The sequence below is a fragment of the Pseudoalteromonas sp. L23 genome (genome assembly GCF_021728455.1).
In the GTDB taxonomy this organism is placed as follows: Bacteria; Pseudomonadota; Gammaproteobacteria; order Enterobacterales; family Alteromonadaceae; genus Pseudoalteromonas.
This window is the reverse complement of sequence record NZ_JAKKCW010000007.1, coordinates 33091-52423: the sequence shown is the minus strand read 5'-3', so window position 1 is coordinate 52423 and position 19333 is coordinate 33091. Positions and strand designations below refer to the sequence as shown.

Annotated in this window: 13 protein-coding genes; 9 read left to right on the top strand and 4 right to left on the bottom strand. The window is 43.8% G+C overall.

The genetic code is table 11. From position 1 onward, the window contains the following. Window positions 1-48 precede the first annotated feature (48 nt). The 3 genes from L3V43_RS12990 (at window position 49) to ylqF (ending at window position 3847) form a co-directional block, all read left to right on the top strand. Window positions 49-612, top strand: coding sequence for a phospholipase (locus tag L3V43_RS12990; protein ID WP_237116749.1), 564 nt, complete (start codon window positions 49-51; stop codon window positions 610-612). Window positions 613-816: 204 nt separating this feature from the next. Beyond that, entirely contained in the window at window positions 817-2217 is a 1401-nt protein-coding gene (locus L3V43_RS12985; RefSeq protein ID WP_237116750.1) for a hypothetical protein, read from the top strand. Window positions 2218-2902: 685 nt separating this feature from the next. Beyond that, window positions 2903-3847: a ribosome biogenesis GTPase YlqF gene (gene ylqF, locus L3V43_RS12980; RefSeq protein WP_039493363.1), complete on the top strand. Its 945-nt coding sequence runs from the start codon at window positions 2903-2905 to the stop codon at window positions 3845-3847. Here the strand turns inward: ylqF and L3V43_RS12975 are convergent. Further along, complete coding sequence (locus tag L3V43_RS12975) at window positions 3844-5253, bottom strand: sensor domain-containing diguanylate cyclase (protein ID WP_237116751.1); 1410 nt, start codon at window positions 5251-5253, stop codon at window positions 3844-3846. The genes ylqF and L3V43_RS12975 overlap by 4 nt on opposite strands. Before the next feature lie 1652 nt (window positions 5254-6905). Here L3V43_RS12975 and L3V43_RS12970 point away from each other — a divergent pair. Genes L3V43_RS12970 through L3V43_RS12945 form a run of 6 tightly spaced genes read left to right on the top strand, consistent with a single transcriptional unit; the run spans window position 6906 to window position 13516 of the window. Further along, complete coding sequence (locus L3V43_RS12970) at window positions 6906-8135, top strand: porin (RefSeq protein ID WP_237116766.1); 1230 nt, start codon at window positions 6906-6908, stop codon at window positions 8133-8135. A gap of 12 nt (window positions 8136-8147) precedes the next feature. Next, window positions 8148-9110 carry a tripartite tricarboxylate transporter substrate-binding protein gene (locus L3V43_RS12965; RefSeq protein WP_237116752.1) on the top strand — a complete coding sequence of 321 codons (963 nt, stop codon included), beginning with the start codon at window positions 8148-8150 and terminating at the stop codon, window positions 9108-9110. A gap of 60 nt (window positions 9111-9170) precedes the next feature. Beyond that, entirely contained in the window at window positions 9171-9647 is a 477-nt protein-coding gene (locus L3V43_RS12960) for a tripartite tricarboxylate transporter TctB family protein (protein WP_102057741.1), read from the top strand. A 3-nt stretch (window positions 9648-9650) separates the two neighbouring features. Next, on the top strand, window positions 9651-11159 hold the full coding sequence (locus tag L3V43_RS12955) for a tripartite tricarboxylate transporter permease (RefSeq protein ID WP_102057740.1): 1509 nt from the start codon (window positions 9651-9653) through the stop codon (window positions 11157-11159). Window positions 11160-11180: 21 nt separating this feature from the next. Further along, a complete protein-coding gene (locus tag L3V43_RS12950) occupies window positions 11181-12809 on the top strand; it encodes a sensor histidine kinase (RefSeq protein ID WP_237116753.1) in 1629 nt (542 codons plus the stop codon). A 2-nt stretch (window positions 12810-12811) separates the two neighbouring features. Further along, window positions 12812-13516, top strand: coding sequence for a response regulator (locus L3V43_RS12945; RefSeq protein ID WP_174170232.1), 705 nt, complete (start codon window positions 12812-12814; stop codon window positions 13514-13516). On the opposite strand, the gene L3V43_RS12940 is transcribed toward L3V43_RS12945, so the two are convergent. From L3V43_RS12940 to L3V43_RS12930, 3 genes are all read right to left on the bottom strand, one after another. After that, window positions 13513-14802, bottom strand: a complete 1290-nt coding sequence (locus L3V43_RS12940; protein WP_237116754.1) for a DUF3472 domain-containing protein — start codon at window positions 14800-14802, stop codon at window positions 13513-13515. The two genes, L3V43_RS12945 and L3V43_RS12940, sit on opposite strands and share 4 nt — an antisense overlap. Before the next feature lie 38 nt (window positions 14803-14840). Then, the gene (locus L3V43_RS12935; protein ID WP_237116755.1) at window positions 14841-17690 is read right to left on the bottom strand and encodes a TonB-dependent receptor; all 2850 of its coding nucleotides are present in this window, start codon (window positions 17688-17690) and stop codon (window positions 14841-14843) included. A 103-nt stretch (window positions 17691-17793) separates the two neighbouring features. Continuing rightward, entirely contained in the window at window positions 17794-19164 is a 1371-nt protein-coding gene (locus tag L3V43_RS12930) for a Gfo/Idh/MocA family oxidoreductase (protein WP_010606892.1), read from the bottom strand. Between the last annotated feature and the right edge of the window lie 169 nt (window positions 19165-19333).

The window sequence follows — 19333 nt, the reverse complement described above, 5'->3', positions numbered from 1 at the left end:
TTTCAATCACCACAATAAGTTACATGAAAAGTTAATAAAAGGAATGAAATGAATATAAAAAAGAGTTTGATCTTTAGTCTGATAGGGGCTGCTTTATTAAATGTTGATATCGATGCTTACGAACTATCAAATAGTAACTCGCTATCAGTCGGCTTTAAAAGTGCATATGCTATTGAGAGGATACAAGTAAATGGCGTTGCTATTCCGAAGAGCCGATTTCGGCATTCTGTTAGTAATTTAAGTCGTACATTTGAAACTTTGGGTGATCGTTATGGGTACGATAACTCTAGCTCTGAGCAAAGAGAAAAAGAAGCAAGAGCATTTGATCGTGAGGTTAGATGGCTCTGTGGTAATTATGCAGATCAAAAACCAGACTCTTGTGATCCATTGTTAAAACCAACAATATCAGTCGATGGTTGTAGCTCAGAAATAGGTTCTATTGATATACTTAATAGCTGGGATGGAGTTTTTATAGATAGCTGCAACAGCCATGATAAGTGTTATTCTACTCTTGATTCAGGGCAAAAGAATTGTGACGATCAATTTCACGCAGATATGGCTGCGACATGTAAAGTAAAATGGGAAAAGTCTGCGAAGGGAAAAAAGATATAGAGTTTAATTATAGATGTAATAAAACAGCGACGCTTTTTGCTAGAGGAGTAAAGGGTTTTGGGAAGTCCTATTATAACTCGGCCCAAGAAGAATCTGCATGTTATGAATGGCACGATAATTTACAAATTTGCAAGCCTATAATTCACGAATATTTTAAAAGCTAACTCACGGCCCCTATTTTTGGGGCTATCTAGGAACGAGAAAATGAATCACTTATCAAAAAATATTTTTTTAATAGGTTTATTTTTTTCACCATTCTCCTTTTCTTCTAATTGTAATTACTTTTATTTTGATGGGTTTGGTGGAAATGTTGAGAGGCCCTATGTTTATTACGAAAGGGATTGGTTCAACGATATTGATATTGAGTCAGATGAAGTTGAGATCACAAAATCTTTAGTTGTTGATGCTGTGGTAAAGGTAATATCAGGGGAAGCTAGTCACCACAATATTGTAACTGGGTGGGACTTTAATACTCTAGAATTAGCCTTGATTTATGATATTGGTGATGATTATGTAGAAAGCTTGGCTGCTTTAGGTTATCGAGTTTCAAAATCATCTCTTACTATCTTGCTGGAGAATAAAGGTGATGAAGAATTTATAGATTTATTGAAAAAATACTATGATGGTAATAAACATGAGTTGTTAATATACATTTCAGGGAGAAGTTTTTCTTTGACCAATTACTTGTTGTCGAAGAAGAGGTTTGAATTAATAAAAAAGTTGCAAGATGAATTAAATTTTGATGCCAGTTCAAATTCCTTGCGAGGGGATATGGTTAACTTGGATGGTTATAGTATAAATGAAAGGTTGGTGATTTCTGATTTTATAGATTTGAGCGTTTATGGCGAGGTTTTTAACAGAAAGGAATTGCAACGAAAAGATAGATTGAAAAAGATCAAGTTAGCTTTTGATAATTATAAACATTATAACTTTTATAATAGGTGTAGGTATCAAGATGTAGACTTTACAAAGGCAAAGTTTATAGGTGCAGTAGGGTTTGGTGAGCTTAAAGAAAAAATAAAAGGTCTTGACTTAGATGGTTCGTTAAAGTTATTTCAAGGTCAGCCTATTTATCAAGATTATGTAAGTTATCTTTTTTCAATAGATAATATAGATGATAAGCCGTCAGTATTCTTAGATGATTTTAAGAGAGTCCCTTCTGAAGAGTTGTATGGTTATGTTAATGATCAAGAGCATGCATACTATTCAAGGAGTGGGATAAGTGTTAATGAGTTCTATTTTCTACATAGAAATGGGTCTTGGAAAGAGCAAAAACAATTATTTAACATAACTAGAGTTGCTGGTTATTTGTCAGAAAATAAATGGCTTATCTCTCGCTTGTCAAAAAATAAATTAGATTCCCTAAGTGGTTTATATCTTTATGGTAAGAATTTTAGTTTCTATTATTTACAAGGTGAGACTGATGTAGAGGAATTTAAAAAGGCTGTAACCGTTTTCGGTGCTCCAAAGTCTGAGTTTGGTATCAATATTTTGGAGTGGTACTCGGTAAAGTCGATGCAGAATAAAAAGTATGAAAAAATTAAGAACTACGTTAAAAATAATTATAGTTATGTTGTTAGGATTCAAAAAGAAATAAATTTATGAATGATAAATTTAACCATAACAATATATTAACTTTTCTATTTATTTTCGTTAGCTTGCCACTTTTAGAATTTGTCAATTTAGCCTTTAATGGTACGTACTTTTCATTGTCATCTTTTTTGTACTTATTAATGGTGGACCTAGTCGCAAAGTCAACTCCACTTGCTTTTTCCAAATTGATGTTGAGTTTTAAAGGTATAAGGTTGATTCGTGAAATAGTAAGAAACTACTTGTACGGCAGTATTATGCTGATTTTTAGTATGTATGTTTGGATTATATACTTTTCGGAATCAAACTTGGCAGTTCTTATCTTGGTAACACCTTATGTCATTTTAATTACAGTCCCTGCACTTATTATGAGCTGTATACTCACCCGATGTATTAGAAAAAATCAGAGGGCTGAAGGGCAGCCCTAATGGGGAACATACGTTAGCAAAATGATTGGGTGAATATGGATGAGGCGGCTTTGAATCGTCGTACTAACAAAGCCATTAACCCAATCCTGTCAATTTATAGTAGAATAACCAACTTAGTGATGAGGTACTGCTGCTGTATTAAAAGCGTTTAGTACCCTATGTTGTATCCTTTACTTATCTCTTGCTTCGTACGAATGGCGCGATGGTATGCGTGAGTTTGGCAAGGTATTCAACATATGAGCTTTTAAAGTTAATTAATACAGGTGGTTATAATGGCAATACAGTGGTTCCCAGGGCATATGAATAAAGCGCGCAATGAGATCAAAGAGATCATGCCGCAGATGGATGTCATTATTGAAGTGCTGGATGCTCGTATTCCATACAGTAGCGAAAACCCGATGGTAGGGCAGTTACGTGGTGACAAGCCTGTTATCAAAATCATGAATAAAGCGGACCTTGCCGATCCTGAACTGACCAAGCAGTGGATGGAGTATTTTGAACGTGAGAGCGGTGTAAAAGCGCTGGCGTTTGGTCATGATAAGGCGAATGAAGTACAGCGTATTAATGCGCTTTGCAAAAAGCTTGCACCTCATAAAGTGGGTCAAGATAAGCAGCTAAAAGCCATGATCATGGGTATTCCAAATGTGGGTAAATCGACACTAATCAATACACTTGCTGGCAGAATTGTTGCAAAAACAGGTAATGAACCAGCGGTAACTAAAGCGCAACAGCGTATTAAGCTTGAAGACGGCATTATGCTTTACGATACGCCGGGTATGTTGTGGCCAAAGGTTGAGAACGAAAACTCGGGCTATCGTTTGGCGGCAACGGGTGCTATTCGCGATACGGCTATCAATTATGAAGAAGTGGCGAGTTACACCGCTGAATATCTGCTAGGTGCATATCCAGAGCTTTTAAAAGCACGTTACAAGCTCGACGAATTACCGGACTGTGACTGGACATTTATCGAGATGGCTGGCCGCAAGCGTGGTTGTGTAAAGGGCGGCAATCAGGTCGATACGCATAAGATGTCGGAGATTTTAATCAACGAGCTGCGCGATGCTGTTATCGGGCAGATCACGATGGAAACGCCGGAAATGCGAGAGTCGGAAGAAGAAATGGTTGCTGAGTTACGAGCACAAGCTGAGGCCAAAAAGGCCGCGCGTGAAGACGAAAAACGTCAGCGCCGCGCAAGAGCGCGTAAGAATCGCCGCTAAGCGGCGAATTTGGTTTGATTCCGGCCTTGTTTGGCACGATAGAGCGCGGCGTCGGCGCGCTTTATAAAACCATCTTCTGATTCATCAATATGGTATTGTGCAACGCCAATACTGACTGTCACTTTGACCTCACATTCCGCCTGCTCTAGAGCAACATGGATCTTCTCAGCAATCGCAATTCCTTGTTCTAACGTCGCTTTGGGTAGCAATACCATAAATTCTTCACCTCCCCAGCGGCACAACAAACCGTTGTTTTCTATCTGGCGTTTACATACGTTCGAGAAGCATTGCAGCACTCTGTCGCCTACCACATGGCCATGTTGGTCGTTCACTTGTTTGAAGTGGTCAATGTCCATCATCAGCATCACTACTGGGGTTGATTGGGTACGCGCTTTCGCTAAATGGTGCTGAAGCTGTGGCTCAAAGGCTTGGCGATTAAAGGTATCGGTGAGTTTGTCGTACTTCGCCATTTTTTCTAAGCGTTTTTGATAGTGATTAAACGTCAACTGCGCTACGGCTAATATTAATAGGGTGACTAGGCTCCCTACCCATAAATTGGTTGTGAGTATGTCGCTTATTCCACTTGATTTATCTATTGTTTGCTCAACAATTAAATACCAGCCTATAGAGTCCAAATAGCGCGAATGAACAAACTCGGCATGGTCGTCAGTTTCCAACCGAAATTGATATTCGGATTGATTGAGCAGCGCCGTTGCTTGGGTTGGAAAACGATCATGAATACTGGTGCCAGATAGGGTCTGATCGTTAAAAAATAATAGCCTGCCTTTGTGGTCAATAAAGTACAGTTTGCGTGCGTAGCTGGCTTCGTATTGTTCGATTAAATTATGTAAATCAGCCAATAAGATGCCAACCCCAACAACGCCAATTACATCGTTGTTTTGCCTTATTTTATGATTGACGTAAACAATGGCTTCGTTGTTATCTCTTGGGTCTATATCAACATTGAGCGCATAGTCAGCATCGCTATGCAGGCTTTCTCGGTACCAATCATTTTGTTTGGCACGGATGTCTAACTGCTGGGTGTTACCATCAAAGTGGTAATAAGTGAGGCTCTTGTCATCCACTAAAAAGCTCGTTTTTGCGTGATGTAATACTCGAGTATCTTCTAAGTAGGTGAAAATAAGCGCAGGGTCTTGCTGTGAAGACGTTAGCCAACGTTTAATAAAGACGTTATTTGCCATTTGCTGAGAAACAATAATTGGAGCTTGAAGCCGTTTTTGTATATCTAAATCAATCAGATGGCTGGTGAGTGGCAGAGCATCATCGCTCACCCCTTTATACAACGATTGTTTAGCATGCTCGATACTTATCCAGCTGGTGAAAATAAACCCTACCAGCAGCAGCAGGCTTAACAACATGTTATAACGGTAGCGTCGAGCGTTCATATTATTGTTATTTTTGGAAAAATAGAATGATACGGATTCTAGTAAAAGAAAACGATTACACGACATTACAGCTGAACAAACGCTGATAGAAAATGTAGGCATAAAAAAAGCCCTGAGCAGGGCTTTTTGATTCATATCTACCGTCACCGATATGAGCAATGTAGCAAGTAAAAAGTGGTTGCCAGTGATACACATCAAGGGGCGTTGTAGCACATCACCGACAACACGATTCAGGGTCGAATCAGCAAGAGCATGTTCTCTTGTTGATATTGATTATCAATTAGATTAGCCGCTAGGTCAATACCTTTTTGAAAATAATTCTCATTAATATTTGTGCGGCTGTTTTTCGGTAAGTGCTGAAAATAGATATAATACCAGTTGTATTAAGTAAATGATCTATCTTGAAGCTGGGAAATAGCTTTAGTAGCAAGGCAAAAATTTTGCTATTTAGTTGTTCTAAATGAGAAATTTTTAACGAAGCTAATATGCTATTTCACCCTTCAAATTGATTAGAGAATTAATTCAATTGGTATAAATTTTAGGCATAAAAAAAGCCCTGAGCAGGGCTTTTTACGTTCATATCTACCGTCACCGATATGAGCAATGTAGCAAGTAAATTGTGAGAATAAACTTAGTCAGGTTTAGGGGCGACTGAGTTAAGTTCATTCAAGCCATTAACGTTGGCCAGCCGTGTTTCAGGGTCGAGAAACAAACTAGAGTACTAATGCCAATCTCAAGGTAGTGAGTACATCAGGTAGACAGGGCTTTACAACTATCAACCTTACTAACTGAGTTGGCGAAACAACACGTTGCCGTCTTGTTGATAGTGATTATCAGTTAGATTTAACAATGAGTCAATACTTTTTTGAAAATAATTCTCATTAATATTAGTGTGGCTGTTTTTCTAGGAAATACCGAAGTGAAAATAAATTTTGGGCATAAAAAAAGCCCTGAGCAGGGCTTTTTGATTTCATATCTACCGTCACCGATATGAGCAATGTAGCAAGTAAAAAGTGGAGTTAGCGTCTAAATACGAGGAGCAATGCAAGTGCCTGCTAACGTCCTTGGTAGTTGTGGATACCAGCCTTGTTTCGGGTCAAGAAACTATTGTGATAACAAGTTGAGCCGTCACTCTCGCCTTGTTGATAGTGATTATCAATTAGATTTGAAGGGCTGTCAACGTTCTTTTTGAAAATAATTCTTATTTAGATCTAAGTGGTTGGAATTACACCAAATTTAAATTTATTGAGTGTATTGTTTTATTAATGTGATGGTTTTTGGTGTGTTGTGTGTCTTATTTCTGCTTATTCTAGGGGGCAAAGTATTATTCTATATTGAGCTTTGTAGGCTCACCGTTTCCAGAGCCTCAGAGAAAAGCTCGGTTAATTCATCATCCACATCTTAGATATTTTGATTAACGCAGCAGTCATACTTTCGCTTCACTCGTTATTTATTTCCACACTACTTTGGGTTTTGTGCATATTGCTCATGATTTTTATGCACAAAACGCGTTTTACTCAACTTAATCAACTTATTTCCGCAATCTATGGTTAATTGATGGTTAACAATAAGCTCGTACTTGATAGCAGGTTGTAGTCGCTAGTCACAATACGTTTAAGACAAATGAGTACAGAGCAATGAGAACAACAATAATGAAGCCAGTTGCAGCAATGTCATTAATTGCAGTAACTGCTTGCCCCGTTTTGGCACAGCAAGATGAAGCACTCGCCAGCAAGGTTGCAAAGCTAGAAGCGCAATTAAAGGAATTACAGTCCAGTAAATCACTGAACCTTGAGTTTGGTGGGCGTGTACAACTCGATTTTAACCATTTTAGTGGTGCATACAGCGCCGATAATAAGGGTAATGCCGCCAGCGACTTTTTTCCGCGTCGGATCCGCACCTATGTAGAGAGTGAGCAAGGCGACTGGGAACACAAGTTACTACTCGATTTTGCCGAAGGCGATGCCGAGATAGTCACAGTAAGGGTGCGCTATACCGGTTGGAACAACGGCCCGCGCTTTCAGTTTGGTAAATTAAGAGAAGATATCACCCTGAATGCGCTCACTAGCAGCAAACACATCAATACCATAGAGCGCAGTTCCATCGCTGATACGTTTTCTCCTTACTTTCGGTGGGGCGCATCAGCTTATCAATATTTTAAAGATTCCGGTTTTCGCTATGCGTTAGGGGTATATAAAAACGACGCATTTGGTGCATCTGGGCGTGACCAAGATGACCGTCTGGCACTTGCCTATTCGGGGCGTTTGACTTGGTCGCAACACACTCCCGGTAAAACCCTGCATTTAGGTGGTTGGGGTTCGTACCGTGATATGGGCGGTGCAACGCTGGGTAATCGCCTTGCTCGCGGTGAAGTACGCGAAGCCAAAGTGCGCCTCGTGGATTATGCTGCAGGCGGTGATGTAGTTGCCCTTGATAGCATGTCACAAGCCGGGTTAGAACTCGCTTATCAACATAACGCCTTTATGCTTGAGGCCGAATATGCCACACGCAACTTAGATACCCTAGACCCTACTTCTGCATTAGATGGGGGAGATATTTCGGGTTATCACTTGTCCTTGAGCTATTTCCTGACCGGTGAACACAAACAATATTCCGCAGGCTCTGCGGTATTTAAGCAACCTAAAGGGGTAAAAAATGCGTGGGAGTTGGTTGCACGTATTTCCAGTATGGATGCTGAAAACGCCAACCAAGGCACGCAAGTCGACGCCTACACACTGGGCGGCACCTATTACCATTCCAGCAGCTTAAAGTTCATGGCTAACCTTGTCTATGCGGACGTTTCAGGCGCTGGAAGTACCGCGTTGGTTGGTGACGAAGATTCAGGATTTGGTTTCGCTGCACGCTTGCAGTATTTATTTTAACGGGAGCAGGTTATGAAGTTTGTATTAAAGCATCTCAAGTTGGCAATGGCTGGCGTGGCGATGATGTCTACTCAGGTATTAGCGGATACCCACTTTTTAATTCCCGGTGGTCCAGGTGGTGGCTGGGATACCACGGCTCGAGCTGTGGGCGAGGCGTTAGTGAAATCAGGGCTTGAGTCCAATGCGTCGTTTCAGAATATGTCAGGCGGTGGTGGCGGCCGTGCTATTGCTTATTTGATCGAATCGGGCAATAAAAAAGGCGATATGTTGATGGTTAATTCAACGCCAATCGTGCTGCGCGCGTTGTCGGGTAAGATCCCCTATAGTTATCGTGATTTAACGCCCGTTGCCAGCGTAATAGCCGATTATGGTGTATTCGTGGTGCGTGATGATTCGCCTTTTAAGAGCTGGAAGGAGGTGATTGCTCGTCTAGAAGTAAACCCGGGCTCTGTGACCGTTGCGGGTGGTTCTGCTCGCGGCAGTATGGATCATCTCGTTGCAGCACAAGCTGTAAAAGCAGCAGGCGTTGACGGTCGCAAGCTGCGTTACATTCCTTACGATGCCGGTGGCAAAGCTAAGGCCGGTTTATTGTCTGGCGAGGTGAAGATGCTCTCGACCGGATTAAGTGAAGCGCTCGACATGGCAAAAAGTGGTCAGGCGCGCATTCTTGCTGTTACTGCGCCAGAGTCTATCGCGGACTATCCAGAGATCCCAACCCTGAAGTCTTTAGGCTATGACATGGAATTTGTTAACTGGCGTGGTTTTTTTGCGGCTCCGGATCTCCCTCAAGCAAAACTCGACGAATATACCGTGAGATTACAAAAACTGGTGCAAAGCAAAGAGTGGGAAGCGGTACGCGCACGCAACGGTTGGTTGAATCTATTTAAGCCACAGCACGAGTTTATTGAGGCGCTAGAGGCACAAGAAGCACAGCTGAAAGTGGTGATGGAAGAATTGGGTTTCGTTAGACGCTGATTAAATTAAATAGGTGGTTGCAGTGAGGTTACTGCATCACCTAAAAGTGGGTAATTCACTATGTTAAACCGAGAATTGTTAGGCCCAGTGCTGTTTTTAATTCTGTTTTCACTCTATGCGGTATCTGCTTGGCAAATCCCGATTATGCCTTTTGAAGAGTACGAGGCGGTAAACTCAGCAACTTTGCCTAAGGTATACGCGCTGATTGGCATTGTTGTTTGTCTTTTGTCGATTGCCGCAACACTGTTTAAAGGCGTCCCTGCACCTGATACACGTGAAAAAGCAGAGACTACCTCCAAGGCAACCATAGCCCAATGTGCAGCACTGATTGTATTGATGCTTATCTACAGCAGTGTGCTTGAAAAACTCGGGTTTATTGTTTCGACCATTTTGTTTTTAGGCTGTGGCTTTTTAATTATGGGTGAGCGACGTAAGCAAATTTTGTTATTGGCGTCAGTGCCTGTGGTTATCGTGTTTTGGGCCATTATGACGCAGCTACTGGGGATCTATTTGGTTCCCGGTGAGTTTTGGAGTTAAGCCATGTTAGACGGTATTTTAGTTGGCCTGTCCACGGCCTTTATGTGGCAAAACTTACTGTACGTAATTGTTGGCTGCTTTGTCGGTACTTTTATCGGCATGTTGCCCGGCTTAGGGCCAATCACGGCGATTGCGTTGATGATCCCTATCACTTACAACATCGGTGCCGACTCCGGTATGATCTTAATGGCGGGCGTATATTACGGCGCTATTTTTGGTGGCTCGACTTCCTCTATTTTGATTAACGCTCCCGGTGTAGCTGGTACTGTGGCATCGTCATTTGACGGCTATCCAATGGCAAAACAAGGACATGCGGGTAAGGCTTTAGCTGTTGCCGCTTATGCTTCATTTACTGGGGGAACGATTGGTGCGTTGATGCTCATGATAGCCGCACCACTACTTGCAAAAGTGAGCTTAAGCTTTCAGTCTCCAGACTATGTGATGTTGATGTTTTTGGGCTTGACTGCGATTGCTGCTTTTTCTGCAAAAGGGCAATTTTTAAAAGCCATGATGATGACTGTATTTGGCTTGATATTGTCGACGGTGGGAATAGACCCTTCATCTGGAACTGAGCGTTTTACCTTTGGTCAGGCAGACTTGCTAGACGGCGTAAGCTTTTTGTTGGTCGCAATGGCAACCTTTGCATTGTCTGAGGCGCTGATCAACGTGATCCGTCCAGAAAAAGCTAATCAAGGTTCGAATGATGATGACACCCCCGTTATTGGCTCAACAAAATTATCTGGCGCTGAAGTGAAAGAAATGGCGCCAGTTGTGGGGCGCTCTTCGATTTTAGGATTTATCATTGGCGTATTGCCGGGGGCTGGCGCAACGATTGCGAGTTTTATGGCTTATGCGACAGAGCGAAATTTGGCACCAAAAGCCATTCGTGAGCGTTTTGGGCGTGGTGAAATCCGCGGCTTAGCGGCACCTGAGTCGGCAAACAATGCTGCTTGTACTGGGTCGTTTGTACCCTTGTTAACGCTTGGGATCCCGGGGTCTGGCACCACTGCGATTATGTTAGGGGCGCTGATTGCCTATGGTATTCAGCCGGGTCCTACGTTAATGCAGGACAATCCTACGGTGTTTTGGTCGGTAATTGTAAGCATGTATTTTGGCAACATTGTGCTGCTAATTTTAAATTTGCCACTGATCCCTTATTTTGCAAAGGCTTTGACTCTGCCACGCTCAGTTCTCACGGTGATGATTTTATTCTTTAGCTTGATTGGCGTGTATCTGGTGTCATTTAATACCTTTGATTTGTTTATGATGGTAGGTTTTGCCTTGGTGGCGGTGGTGCTGAGATTATTGAGTTTCCCGATGGCACCTTTGCTCCTTGGGTTTATTCTCGGCGATATGATCGAACGCAATTACCGCCGCGCCATGATGATTTCGGATGGCTCTATTAGCTTTATTTGGGAGAGGCCACTAACTTTAGGCATATTTGCGCTTGCCATGTTAGTGTTGTTGATCCCATTAAAAGAGTACTTCCAGCAACGAAAAGTTGCGCAGTAACCCAGCAGTGAGGAAATACGTGTGTCGCAATCACAAAAATTAGCACGCAGACCAAAACGCTTAGAAACGCGACTGATCACTTGGGTTGTGGGCTTGTGTGTGATCCAAGCATGCTTATTTACCGCGCTGGTGTATCAGGTTATTACGCAAAGCTTACACCAGGAAGTGGGAGAAAAAGCCTTGGCTTTGGCTAAGGCGGTGGCGGTTCGTGAAGATGTTATGACGGCACTCGTAGCAGATAGGGATAGCTCACAGATCCAACGCCTCAATACTAATGTTGAGCTGCTGCGCCAGGCAACTGGCGCAGATTTTATCGTCATTGGTGACACCGAAACGCGACGTATCGCCCACCCAGATGAGCAAAAAATTGGTCGCACTATGGTCGGAGGGGATAGCCAAGCCGCACTGTCTGGAGAGAGTTATATCTCAACGGCACAGGGCAGTTTAGGTGAGTCTATTCGGGGAAAAGTGCCTGTGTATTCTCCCGCTGGTGAGGTGATTGGTTTAGTCTCGGTAGGCTTTTTAGTGCAATCCGTCGAGTCGTTGGTGTTGCAGCGCAGCATTGCCGTTTTTATCGGAGCTGCAGCGGTGTTACTGCTCAGTGTCATTGCCGCAATTTGGATTGGTCGACGTGTCCGCCAAGCCATTTTTGGCCTGCAACCAGATGAAATCGGGCGCTTATTTGCAGAGCAAGAGGCCATACTGAATACCGTACGGACGGGGATTATTGCGCTTGACCCTGATGGCAGCGTGCGTCGTTTGAATCAACGTGCGTGCGAAATTCTCGAAAAGCCTCGCGGCTTGAGTAAGCAAGGTTTGCACCTGAGCGATCTGTTGCCAGAGCATAGCGACTTCTTGTTGCATAATCCCAATCGCCCTTTAGTTGGTTTTGAGCTATTTGTTGCTGACAAGCGTTTGGTGTTATCGCGGTTTGCGCTGCAAGTGCAAGGTCAACACGAAGGTATTTTACTGAGTATGCGACCCTCCGATGAACTAGAGTATGTGTCAAAGCAGCTCACTAAAGTACAGGCTTTTGCAGAACTGTTGAGAGTGCAAACGCACGACTATTCAAACAAGTTAAATACCATTGGCGCGCTTATCCAAATGGCACAATATGACAAAGCGATTGAGCTGATAGGTCAAGAAAGCCAAGGCTCACAAGCGCAAATTGAAAACCTCCTCACCTATATACAAGAGCCAGTGATCGCGGGCTTATTACTCGGTAAATACCATAAAGCACGAGAGCATAATGTGGCACTAGAGGTGAGTTCCGACAGTGCGCTGTGCGCTATCCATCAAAAAGAGATGTTGGAACGAATAGTTTCAATATTGGGTAATCTCATCGATAATGCCATCGAAGCGGCAAGAACGACGGCACAGTTGCGGCCTGCCAAAGTGGTCGTAACAGTGGATGAAACGGTTCAGGATATTATCTTTGATGTTGAAGATAGCGGCACTGGACTGATTGGTAACGTCGAAGAGGCGTTTACGCCGCAGTTTAGTACTAAGTCCGGCGACCAACATGGTGTTGGCTTATATCTCGTAAAAACAAATCTTGATTCCTGCCACGGAACCTTAGAGGTTGGGGAGTCTGAATTACTTGGTGCAAGGATCACGGTCTTTATTCCCAAGCAAGTAAAAGAGCAATAACAATGACTTATTCTGTGGTGATCATCGAAGATGAAGTAGCTGTGGCACAATTATTAGCGCAATACCTTGTGACACCGGCAACACCAAGTAGCGCAAGACAAGGGCAATATCGGGTGGTGGCCAGTAGCGACAATGTTTCTACCGCGACGGTACTGTTGAGTGCGATACAAGCCGACTTAATTTTATTGGATATTTATCTACCCGATGGTAACGGTCTTGAGTTTTTAAAGATGCTACGCGAGCAAGGCTGTAAAAGCGAAGTGATGCTGATCACCGCAGCAAAAGAAGTGGCGACGCTAGAAAAAGCGATCCGTCTGGGAGTATGTGATTTTTTAGTTAAACCGCTGATCTTGGAACGGCTCGACCTCGCACTCGCTCGCTTTGAGGCGCGTCAGCAGTGTTTGGATGGTGCCAATGAAGTGACGCAATCTATGGTCGACACCTTATTTGGTAGTGAACAGGCGAGCATACAAAGTACAGCTAGACTACCTAAAGGCGTTGACCCACTTACTTTGGAAAAAATTCGTACGGCATTTCAAAGTCAGCCCAAGCAGGTGTTTACAGCAACCCAAATGGGAGAATTGGTGGGGGTGAGCCGCTCAACCGCTCGGCGCTATTTAGAGTTTTTGGTTAGTATAGAAGAAGTAAAAGCCGACCAAAGCTACGGTAGCATTGGCCGACCAGAGAGAAGCTATCATCTAAATTAAGGGTGTGCCTGTAGTGACTGCCATGGGATCACTGGCGCATCATTGCTGCTAGGGCGAGTGAATTCGCTGAGATAAGGTGTGGGTCCCGTGAAGAAACCGGTGTTACGTAAGTAAAAACGGTTTTGCTCCTCACCACCTTGATAATCCAAACGCGACCCTTTTCTGGCGGTGGCGTCATAAGTGAATTTAGCCTGATTTAACTCAACCCAGTTACCTTGGGTGTCACGCAAAAACTGGCGATTATAAAATGCCTTACGCTCAAACTGTCCAGCTTCGGGTAAAAAGTTTTCCAAAAAGCTATGCGGTCTTGCAACATAGGTGTTGGTTTCAGGGCGGCTAAAGGCTGCGATTAGCTTCCATTGGCCGGTTTCCGGCGCATAAAAATAGCCGCGATATTCAGTATGGCCTTCATAAGTCGTACTGGGCTCGATATTGACTAAAAAGCGATATGTCGTATCTGGCTGCCAGTTATAACGTAAATAGCTTTGTCCTCCAGAACCTTCATTGCCAAATTCACCGACGTAAACGCCGTCGCCTTTAGCGAGTAATTTGATTTTAAGATTGTCAGGAATCGTGCTCGGATCATCCGTTTGATATGGGCTCCAAACCGAAAACAGCACGCGGCGCTCGCTGGGTGAGTTTACCTGAATACCAAAGTACCCTTCGCCAAAACCATTCGCCATAAAATACGAACCTTGTGGATCATAGCCAGATGGCACCGTCACTTCGTTGTAAAACCAGTTATAGTCCTTTTTGTCAGGTACGGTATAGGAAAGGTGTACTGAAGGGCCGCGACGACCCCAGTAAAAGTCTTCTTTGACATAGTTAGGTGCAGGGGTCATGGCCTCGCCATCGAGACTGAGCCCGGTAATGGCGGGGAAGGTACTGTTTCGCCCTTTGGCTAATGTGTCACCGGCTATTTGGACCGTTTGATAGCCAACTTGTGTCACAGCAAAGTCACCGACTTTAACCTTAGTCGGGCTTTGTCTATCGAGGTTAAGCGTCACTTGTTTATTGTTATGCGTTACTAGCAATGTACTTGGTGCACTTGGTTTCTCAAGGTGTAAATAGAGGGTATAGGTGCCAACGTTATTGGCATAAAAATAGTGATTAAATCTAAGCTGCTTATCTTGCCATGGGGCAATTCCAGCTTGAGTTATATATTGCCTGCTGGCGTCAATATCGTTGTTGACCCAAGCGTTGCCGTAACTGCTGATATAAGCCTCTTGTGCTGAGGCAAATAGCGAGGCGCACAGCAGTATCGGTGTCATTATTGTATTCTTCATCTTAAGTTCCTTGAATGGGGCGCGTTGCCCCATGTTGATTAGAAAGAAGTGTTAATGCCTAAACTGATACTGCGGCCGTAACGGCTCAAGTGGCTCACTTGCTCTTGGGTTTTAATGTATGACCATTGACGCTCATTGGTGAGGTTGGTCACGTTTAGGTCAATCCGTGTCTTTGCAGTAAGATTATAGCTGGCACTGAAATCAAACTGACCATAATCTGCTGCCCATTCAGGGCCGCCCCACGCATCTGGATACTTCAGGTAATCATCTCGCCAGTTGTAAGCGATACGCGCTTGGTAGTCATCTTTCTCATAATAGATAACCGCATTGTAAGAATGCTCAGACATTCCAGCGAATGGTAGCTCGTCTTTTTCGGGGTCGTCGTATTTACTATCCGTAAATGTATAGTTGATTTGCATACCTAGGCCATCAAAAGGTGCCGGTAGCAATTCCTCAAACGACTGTTGGTAAGCAATTTCGAACCCTTTGATCTCTGCTCCTGCTTCTGAACGTGGAGATACTTGGGTAAATTCCGGACCGTCAACTTCAACGCCGTCTTTTAAGAATTTCCCCACTTTTATCGTACCGATACGCCCCTGAGCGATAACAGATTTAATGTCTTTGTAATAGGTTGCAAAGGTGAGCGCACCATAATCAGAGAAGTACCACTCTAGTCCCAAATCAAGTTGGTCTGCTCTAAGTGGCTTGATCCCAGGGTTGGCAAGATTAAGCTCAAACTTACTGAAATTAATTGAGCTATATGGGGTTAGAAAATCGATGCTAGGTCTGGTGATAACTTTAGCCGCGCTGGTTCTAAATAACAGTGAGTCTGTTATTTCTAACTTAAAGTTCATGCTAGGCAGTACATCAGTGTAGTCATCTTCTACGTAAGAATCGGAGTAATAATCGGCAATATCCCCTTCTATGCGATAGATAATGTCGCCATCTTCGTCTTCTTCTACGTTGTATACCAGACTTGGGTAATCAAAAACGTAGCCATCAGAGGTGATCTCGGTTTTGATTGCTCTTACGCCTAGGTTTAGGTTGTAAGGCATTTCCGACAGCTCGCCGACTAGATTGGTCTCTAAATAAAGTGCAAACGTTGACTCAGAAAGCTCGTAGGAATCTTTAGGGCTCTTGGAAGCTCTAATTTTTTCATCTGCGGCTTGGGCATTAATGGATTGATAAAAAGCATAGAGTTTGTCGTAGTCGAAGCTTGCCCACGGCGCAGGGTGCATGCCTGGCTCACCATCTAGGAAGTTATCAAAGTTGGCGGGTACAAGTACATCTGCGGGTAGTCTAAATAAGTTAAGGCCACCGAGCTTTTCTACGCTTGAGTTATCAAAGCTGTCGTAATCTGAGTTTTTAAAATAAGCTCCACCATTACTGAACATTGATGGGTTATTTGATTTGCTCACGTCTCTGCCTTTAGTTTGCTTACCGTAATGAAAGCCAAACTTGATGTCTTTGACAAATTCCCATTCCGGAATAAATGTTCCTTCTAGCCTTAACTCTTCAACATCACTTATTACTTCCGTGCCATAGTTGTAGCTGTAGTGAGCACCAAAGGGTTGATCGGCATTAAGTGCTGGTGACATGGTCACATCTGGCAGGAGATTGTCGCCTGTTTGATCTATGGTGATAGTATCAACAAAGCCACGCGCCACGATGTAGCGGTTGTCGCCATCATTGATCCGCTCAGCACGGGACTTAGACACGTCAAATTCAAGCGTTAGGTCGCTGGTAGCATACCACTTGAAGTTAAGACCGGCCTGCCAAGTGTCGGTATTGCGAGGCTCAGAGACGTTCAGTAGCTCAGCCATTGCACCATCGACTAACTCAATGTAGTTGACGTTGCCATCTTCATTAAATTTTAATTCACCTACCGCTGGGATCCCCGGTGTCCAAGGTTCATCATAGGTGACGAAAGAGATTTGATATTTTTCACCGTCGGTTTTGTAGCTTGAGTATAAGCTATCAAAGGTGACATCAATATCATTCGTTGGACGCCATTGTAAGGCGAGGCTTGCACCAATGCGCTCACGTTTATCTTGCCAGTTCGAGTAGCGTACATATCCTGGGATCATTGATGGGTGTACTTTCTCGCCCTCATCTAGCTCGCCATTTCGGTTACTGTCAACAGGGACTCGCACGTCAGTATTTTCTTCTGGATCGTAAAACCCTTGTCCTTCATAGGAGTCTTCGCGTTGTGTCCGCTCGGAATAAACGGCGGTAAATAGGGCGCCAAAGGTATTGTCAAAAAAGGTATCACTAATTAGGAAGGAGGCTTGAGGGTTGGTATCGCCGGTACGTTCTTCGTAAATGGCTTTGGCACTTCCGGCGAGGGTAAAGCCATCCATATCTAACGGTCGGCGGGTTTTTATATTGATGACCGAACCAATCCCCCCTTCTTGTGTTTGTGCTTGTGGTGACTTGTATACTTCTAATGCTTGAACCATTTCAGGCGCAATTAAATCGAAGTTAAAGTCACGGCTTGTGTGTTCAGATGCCATTCTACGACCATTGATGGTGGTAACGTTAAAGTCCCCGCCAAGGCCCCGCACTGTGACGTTTTGTCCTTCACCTGCATTACGGGTAATGGCGATACCTGTCATTCGTTGTAGCGCTTCAGCTAGGTTTTGATCTGGGAACTTGCCAATGTCTTCGGCAACGATGGCATCCATTACGCCGACGGCGTTTTTCTTGAGAAAGAGTGACTCTTTGATACTGGAACGTACGCCACGTACTTCAATTTTCTCGACTTGTTGCTTGGCTTTATCTTGCTCGTCAGATCCGCTGTTTTGTTCTGTTTCCTGTGCGTGCGCGTATTGGGACAGGGCACAGCTCACGGCCAATCCCACAGCACACAGTTTTAGAGTGTGTTTCATCTTGTTGTCCTGTTGAGTGTTGTTATTATTGCGCCCGCTTTATGGGCGCTTATTCAGGCATTGTTAGTACTTGCTATAGATAGCGTATTTAACCTCTGGTTAGTTATGTGACAATGCCTAGTGGTGCTGCAGTGCGCCATGTGCCCCTGGTGAAATCCGGGAAGTCCTTGCTATTACTTCTGTCTGCAACTGAGTCCATTGAAAGAGGGAAGACCGCTGACCAAGCAGCTGCGTCGTAAACATCCTGATCTAGCGGCTCGCCATTACGAAGGCAGTAAATAATGCGCCAGAACATTAAGAAATCCATGCCACCATGGCCGCCGTTGCGCTCTGCTTCAGCTCCCATTTTTTGCCAAAGTGGATGGTCATATTTACCGTACCAATCATTCATGTCGTAATCCCACTCGTGAAAGCTCTTACTCCCGCCGTTCTCAAGCGCGATGCGGTTGGGGAATCCTGCAAATACGCCGTTAGTACCTTGAATTAAATTATGGCGGGAGTAAGGGCGTGGGGTAGTGGTATCGTGCTGTACCATAATCGAACGACCTTTGATGGTTTTAATGATGCTGGTGTTCATATCTCCAGCAATATAGTTAAGTTGGTTTCGTTCATGATTTGCTGGAAATTCACGTTTAGCATAGGCTGCACGACCAAGCGCTGGTGAACTCATGGAGGAGATATAGTCGAAGCGATCGCCACGGTTGATATTCATATATTGAGAAACCGGGCCTAGACCATGGGTTGGGTAGAGGTTACCGTTACGTTTGGTATGCCAATGTGTGCGCCATGAGCCAGTTTTATGCTCAATTTCTTTCATTTGCCAACGAAGTTCATGGATATAAGCTGCTTCACCGTGCAGTAACTCACCGAATAGCCCTTGGCGAACCATGTTTAATACCATCAGCTCGTCGCGACCATAGCAAACGTTTTCCAACATCATGCAGTTCTTTTGCGTGCGCTCTGCGGTATTTACCAATTGCCACGCTTCTTCTATGGTTACTGCTGCTGGCACTTCGACCAAAGCGTGTTTGCCACTTTCCATTGTGTCTACCGCCATAGGCGTATGCCATTTCCAAGGCGTAGAGATGATCACAATATCAATGTCATCGCGCGCCAACATGCGGCGATAGTCCATATCACTCTTGCCGTAAGTCGCAGGTTTTGGTAAACCCTTGTCGACAACAATTTTAACGGCTCTATCGACGACTGCTTGGTGCGTATCGCAGATGGCCTTGATCTCGACACCGTCAAGATGGCAAAAGTGCTTTACCGCGCCAACACCACGTTGACCTACACCAATAAAGCCCACTCGCACGACATCCAGTTTCGGTACGACTAGACCTTGAACTGAATTTCCTTGTGGCTTTGGTGTAAGCGGCGTCTTATTATTGTTACTCGCGCAGCCAACCACTGCGCTTGTTGCTGCGATAGCAGCCATTGATTGAAGAAATCGCCGGCGGTTTAGATCACCCATAATAACCTCTTAGTTGTTCACTCTTGTTGTTAAAAACGAAATGTTATTTTTTGGTTATTATTACGGCAGTTTTATTTTGAACGCAAGAAAAATATCTTTCACATTCTTTCGTTTTGTTTTCGATTTGTTTCTAATTTAACTTTAAATCCTTATGAAACAGGTGTTTGTG

What these genes read in the sequence shown, in the direction of transcription:
- L3V43_RS12970 (WP_237116766.1), top strand. Translation starts at nt 6,906, where the DNA reads ATGAAGCCAGTTGCAGCAATGTCATTAATTGCAGTAACTGCTTGCCCC.
- L3V43_RS12930 (WP_010606892.1), bottom strand. Translation starts at nt 19,164, where the DNA reads ATGGGTGATCTAAACCGCCGGCGATTTCTTCAATCAATGGCTGCTATC.
- L3V43_RS12945 (WP_174170232.1), top strand. Translation starts at nt 12,812, where the DNA reads ATGACTTATTCTGTGGTGATCATCGAAGATGAAGTAGCTGTGGCACAA.
- L3V43_RS12985 (WP_237116750.1), top strand. Translation starts at nt 817, where the DNA reads ATGAATCACTTATCAAAAAATATTTTTTTAATAGGTTTATTTTTTTCA.
- L3V43_RS12935 (WP_237116755.1), bottom strand. Translation starts at nt 17,690, where the DNA reads ATGAAACACACTCTAAAACTGTGTGCTGTGGGATTGGCCGTGAGCTGT.
- L3V43_RS12965 (WP_237116752.1), top strand. Translation starts at nt 8,148, where the DNA reads ATGAAGTTTGTATTAAAGCATCTCAAGTTGGCAATGGCTGGCGTGGCG.
- L3V43_RS12960 (WP_102057741.1), top strand. Translation starts at nt 9,171, where the DNA reads ATGTTAAACCGAGAATTGTTAGGCCCAGTGCTGTTTTTAATTCTGTTT.
- L3V43_RS12990 (WP_237116749.1), top strand. Translation starts at nt 49, where the DNA reads ATGAATATAAAAAAGAGTTTGATCTTTAGTCTGATAGGGGCTGCTTTA.
- ylqF (WP_039493363.1), top strand. Translation starts at nt 2,903, where the DNA reads ATGGCAATACAGTGGTTCCCAGGGCATATGAATAAAGCGCGCAATGAG.
- L3V43_RS12975 (WP_237116751.1), bottom strand. Translation starts at nt 5,253, where the DNA reads ATGAACGCTCGACGCTACCGTTATAACATGTTGTTAAGCCTGCTGCTG.
- L3V43_RS12940 (WP_237116754.1), bottom strand. Translation starts at nt 14,802, where the DNA reads ATGAAGAATACAATAATGACACCGATACTGCTGTGCGCCTCGCTATTT.
- L3V43_RS12955 (WP_102057740.1), top strand. Translation starts at nt 9,651, where the DNA reads ATGTTAGACGGTATTTTAGTTGGCCTGTCCACGGCCTTTATGTGGCAA.